The sequence below is a fragment of the Streptomyces sp. SID14478 genome, assembly GCF_010548525.1.
Classification (GTDB): Bacteria; Actinomycetota; Actinomycetes; order Streptomycetales; family Streptomycetaceae; genus Streptomyces.
In genome coordinates this window covers 1-4,868 of the sequence record NZ_JAAGMG010001147.1, presented here as the reverse complement: position 1 = coordinate 4,868, position 4,868 = coordinate 1, and the positions used below count along the sequence as shown (strand labels likewise).

Here is a 4,868-nt window from a genome sequence, read left to right as displayed (position 1 = left end):
CGTCGCCTCGTCCCGCACCACCAGCGCCTGCTCCACGTCGCGGGCCGCCGCCATCGCCGCGTCCAGCGTCCGGTCGCCCAGCGGCCTGGCCGTGCGCAGGGCCCCGTAGAGCACGCCGCGCACCCGGCGGCGTACGACGACGGGCACCGCGAGGACCGAGCGCAGGCCCTCGGTCCCGACCGCCAGGTCGTACTCGTGGCTGATGTGGCGCGATCCCTGGTAGTCGGTGACCGCGCAGGCCCTGGCCAGGGTCAGCGCCTTGCCGCCCAGGCCGTTGCCCGCCGCCACCGCGAGCCCGCGCAGCGCGTTCGTCGACGCGCCGCTCAGTTCGGCGATGCGTACCTGGCCCGCGCTCGCGGTGAGCCCGCCGAACGCCACCGGCAGGCCCGTGCCCCTGCGCAGCCGTACCAGCGCCGCGCGCATCTCGACCGCCTCGGCGGACACTGCGGTCACCCTCGATCTCCCTCGCGTGCTCCGGTCACCCCCGTTCGGGGGTGGTGAGACCTGCGTCACGCACTACACGATGTCAGACACGGTCCCCCATGGCACGGTCCGCGACGACGCGGACGAGAAGGACTCCAGGAGCACCCATGACGACGCCGAACGGCCCCACGCAGCAGTTCCGCACGGCCCGTGACTTCCTCGTGCAGCACGCACACGACTACGAGACGGCGTACGAGGGGTTCGCCTGGCCGCGGCCCGACCGGTTCAACTGGGCCCTCGACTGGTTCGACGTCATCGCCGACGGCAACGAGAAGATCGCCCTGCACATCGTCGAGGAGGCCGGTGAGGAGGCCCGCTTCTCCTTCGACGCCCTGCGCCGCCGCTCGAACCGCGTGGCCAACTGGCTGCGCGCGCAGGGCGTTCGGCCCGGTGACCGGATCCTGCTCATGCTCGGCAACCAGGTCGAGCTGTGGGAGGTGATGCTCGCCGCGATGAAGCTGCGCGCCGTCGTCATCCCCGCGACGCCGCTGCTCGGCCCCGCCGACCTCACCGACCGCGTCGAGCGCGGGCGCGCCCGGCACGTCGTCGCCCGGCCCGAGGACGTCGCCAAGTTCACGGAGGTGCCGGGCGAGTACACGCGGGTCGTCGTCGGCGGGCAGCCCGCCGACGGATGGCTCGGGTACGAGGACGCGGACGGCGCCGAGGAGACCTTCGAGCCCGACGGGGTGACCCTCGCCGACGACCCGATGCTGCTGTACTTCACGTCCGGTACGACGGCCCGGCCCAAGCTCGTCGAGCACACCCATGTCTCCTACCCCGTAGGGCATTTGGCGACGATGTTCTGGATCGGGCTGCGCCCCGGCGACGTCCATCTGAACATCTCCTCGCCCGGCTGGGCCAAGCACGCCTGGTCGAACTTCTTCGCGCCGTGGAACGCCGAGGCGACCGTCTTCCTCTACAACTACACGCGCTTCGACGCGGGCCGGCTGATGGCCGCGATGGACCGCGCGGGCGTCACCTCGTTCTGCGCGCCGCCCACCGTGTGGCGCATGCTCATCCAGGCCGATCTCACCCAACTCGCCACGCCGCCGCGGGAAGTGGTGGCCGCGGGCGAACCGCTCAACCCCGAGGTCATCGAGCAGGTCAAGCGGGCCTGGGGCATCACCATCCGCGACGGATTCGGGCAGACCGAGACGGCCGTCCAGGTCTCCAACAGCCCCGGGCAGCTCCTCAAGCCGGGCTCCATGGGCCGCCCGAGCCCCGGCTTCGTGGTCGAACTCCTCGACCCCGTCACCGGTGAACCCGGCGCGAGCGAGGGGGAGATCAGCCTCGACCTGGCCGCGCACCCGGTGGGCCTGATGGTCGGCTACCACGGCGATCCGGAGCGTACGGCCGAGGCGATGGCGGGCGGCTACTACCGCACCGGCGACATCGGATCCCGCGACGCCGAGGGCTACTTGACCTACGTGGGCCGCGCCGACGACGTCTTCAAGGCCAGCGACTACAAGATCAGCCCCTTCGAGCTGGAGAGCGCGCTGCTGGAGCACGAGGCGGTCGCCGAGGCGGCGGTCGTGCCCGCGCCCGACACGCTCCGCCTCAACGTCCCGAAGGCGTACGTCGTGCTCGCCGAGGGCTTCGAACCCGGCCCGGACACCGCCAAGTTGCTCTTCGAGCACTCGCGCGCGGTGCTCGCCCCGTACAAGCGGCTGCGCCGCATCGAGTTCGCCGAGCTGCCCAAGACGGTCTCGGGCAAGATCCGGCGGATCGAGCTGCGCGAACGCACCGCGCAGGACGCGAGCGCCGAGTACCGCGAGGAGGACTTCCGGTGAGCGCACCCGCACAGCAGCTGTCGTACGCGCACGGCACCGGCACCGTGCCCCTCCTCGGCGACACCATCGGCGCCAATCTGCGACGCGCCGTCGAGGCCTGGCCGGACCGGGAGGCGCTCGTCGACGTACCCAGCGGCCGTCGCTGGACCTACGCCCAATTCGGTGATGCCGTCGAGAAGTTGGCCCGCGGGCTGCTCGCCCGTGGCGTCGCCAAGGGGGACCGGGTCGGCATCTGGGCGGTCAACTGCCCCGAGTGGGTGCTCGTCCAGTACGCGACCGCACGCATCGGCGCGATCATGGTCAACATCAACCCGGCCTACAGGGCACACGAGTTGACGTACGTGCTGCGGCAGTCGGGGGTCACGGTGCTGATCTCGTCGACCGGGCGCAAGGGCACCGACTACCGGGAACAGGTCCGCCGGGTCACCCCCGACTGCCCCGAGCTGCGGGAGAGCGTCTTCATCGGCGAGGAGACCTGGGACGCGCTCGTCGCCGCGGCATCCGCTGTCACCCCCACACAACTCGCTGCCCGTGAAGCGGAGTTGAGCTGCGACGATCCGGTCAACATCCAGTACACCTCGGGTACCACGGGCTTCCCGAAAGGGGCCACGCTCTCCCACCACAACATCCTCAACAACGGGTACTGGGTGGGCGAGACCGTCGGCTACAGCGAGCAGGACCGGGTCTGCGTGCCCGTGCCCTTCTACCACTGCTTCGGCATGGTGATGGCGAACCTGGCCTGCACCTCGCACGGTGCCTGCATCGTCATCCCCGCCCCGTCCTTCGAACCGGCGGCCACGCTGCGCGCCGCGCAGGACGAGCGGTGCACCTCGCTGTACGGCGTGCCGACGATGTTCATCGCCGAGCTGAACCTGCCGGACTTCGCGACGTACGACCTGTCGACGCTGCGCACCGGCATCATGGCGGGCTCCCCGTGCCCCGCCGAGGTGATGAAGCGGGTCGTCGCGGAGATGAACATGGCCGAGGTGTCCATCTGTTACGGGATGACGGAGACGTCGCCGGTGTCGCTGCAGACCCGCCGCGACGACGACCTGGAGCGGCGCACCGGCACCGTCGGCCGCGTCCTGCCGCACATCGAGGTCAAGGTGATCGACCCGGTCACCGGCGTCACCCTGCCGCGCGGCGAGCCCGGGGAGCTGTGCACCCGCGGCTACAGCGTGATGCTCGGCTACTGGGGCGAGCCGGAGAAGACCGCCGAGGTCGTCGACGCCGGGCGGTGGATGCACACCGGGGACCTGGCCGTGCTGCGCGAGGACGGCTACGGGCAGATCGTCGGCCGCATCAAGGACATGATCATCCGCGGTGGGGAGAACATCTCTCCGCGCGAGATCGAGGAGTTCCTGTACGGGCATCCGCGGATCGCCGACGTGCAGGTGGTGGGCGTGCCGCACGAGAAGTACGGGGAAGAGGTCCTGGCCTGCGTGATCCTGAAGGACCCGGACGCCGGCCTCACCCTCGACGAGCTGCGCGCCCACTGCCACGACCGGCTCGCGCACTACAAGGTGCCGACCCGGCTGCGCATCCTCGACTCCTTCCCGATGACGGTCAGCGGAAAGGTCCGGAAGGTGGAACTCCGGGAGGGGTACGGGGAGTTGTAGAGGCGAGAAGCCATAGGAGAAGGGCGTGAGCGCGGCCGCGCGAGGGGCTATGCGTCACGCCGCATGCAGACCCTGGGCCATCGGTCGAGGCCGTGTGCCGCCTCCGCCGCGCGGACGGCGCGCAGGCCGGGCGTGAGTTCGGCCTCGGCGAGCCGGCGGAAGCCGAGACGCTCGTAGTAGGGGGCGTTCCACGGCACGTCGGCGAAGGTGGTCAGGGTGAGACCGGCCAGGTCCTGGTCGCGCGCGCAGTCGGCGGCGCACGCGATCAGGGCCCGGCCCACCCCGCGCCGGGCCGCGTCCGGGTGCACGGTGACCTGCTCGATGTGAAAGGCGCCGTCGACCTCCTCGCCCACCAGGTACGCGACCACGGTCCCGTCGTCCTCGGCGGCGACCCAGGCGTGCCCGGCCGCGCGGTAGCGCTCCAGCTCGGCGACGGCGGGCGGCTCGTCGTCGGCGATCGCGGCCATGCCGAGCGGCCGGAAGACCTCCCCGGCCGCCGTCTCGATGTCCTGGAGGCGGGGGAGCTCGGCCGGCGTGGGGCTGCGCAGGATCATCCGCCGATTATCGCCGGTGGCACCGACGTGGCGGCGCCGGTGGTGGCGACGGGCCGGACCGGCCGTCAGGCCCCGCTCGCGATCAGTTCGTCCGCCGGGCTGTTCACCGGCTGCGGCACCCCCGCGAGGTCGAGGACGAACAGAGGGACGCCGAGTTCGTCCGCGCGGGTGCGGGCCCGGTCCGCGTAACCGGCGAGCGAGAAGTACGCGCAGGTGGCCGACTCCGTCATCGACTGGAGCCACAGGCACTCCACGTCGCGCTCCGTGGCCGGCCGCACCGACGGCTCGACCTGGGCGATCACGCCGCGCGCCGCGAGACCGATGCCGGACGGCGGCCGCTGGTCGGCGCGGCGCACGTCCTGGTAGCCGAGCCAGCGCAGGTACAGGGCGGCGGCGGTCACCGCGTCGCGCGCCGTGCGGAT

4 protein-coding genes and 1 pseudogene are annotated in these 4,868 nt (G+C 71.8%); 2 read left to right on the top strand and 3 right to left on the bottom strand.

Features of this window, described 5'->3' with window-relative positions; genetic code table 11:
- Positions 1-453, bottom strand: a 453-nt coding sequence (locus G3I40_RS36875) for a GAF domain-containing protein (RefSeq protein WP_164559187.1), incomplete at its 3' end; no start/stop codon positions are given.
- Positions 454-590: 137 nt separating this feature from the next.
- Between G3I40_RS36875 and G3I40_RS36870 the strand changes: the two genes are divergently transcribed.
- Positions 591-2,273, top strand: a complete 1,683-nt coding sequence (locus G3I40_RS36870) for an AMP-binding protein (protein WP_164559186.1) — start codon at positions 591-593, stop codon at positions 2,271-2,273.
- Entirely contained in the window at positions 2,270-3,892 is a 1,623-nt protein-coding gene (locus G3I40_RS36865) for an AMP-binding protein (RefSeq protein ID WP_164559185.1), read from the top strand. The genes G3I40_RS36870 and G3I40_RS36865 overlap by 4 nt, the downstream gene beginning before the upstream one ends.
- A 47-nt stretch (positions 3,893-3,939) precedes the next feature.
- Here G3I40_RS36865 and G3I40_RS36860 read toward each other — a convergent pair whose 3' ends face one another.
- Positions 3,940-4,446, bottom strand: a complete 507-nt coding sequence (locus G3I40_RS36860) for a GNAT family N-acetyltransferase (RefSeq protein WP_164559184.1) — start codon at positions 4,444-4,446, stop codon at positions 3,940-3,942.
- 65 nt (positions 4,447-4,511) lie between these two features.
- A pseudogene (locus tag G3I40_RS36855) lies at positions 4,512-4,868 on the bottom strand (hypothetical protein); the annotation flags it as partial.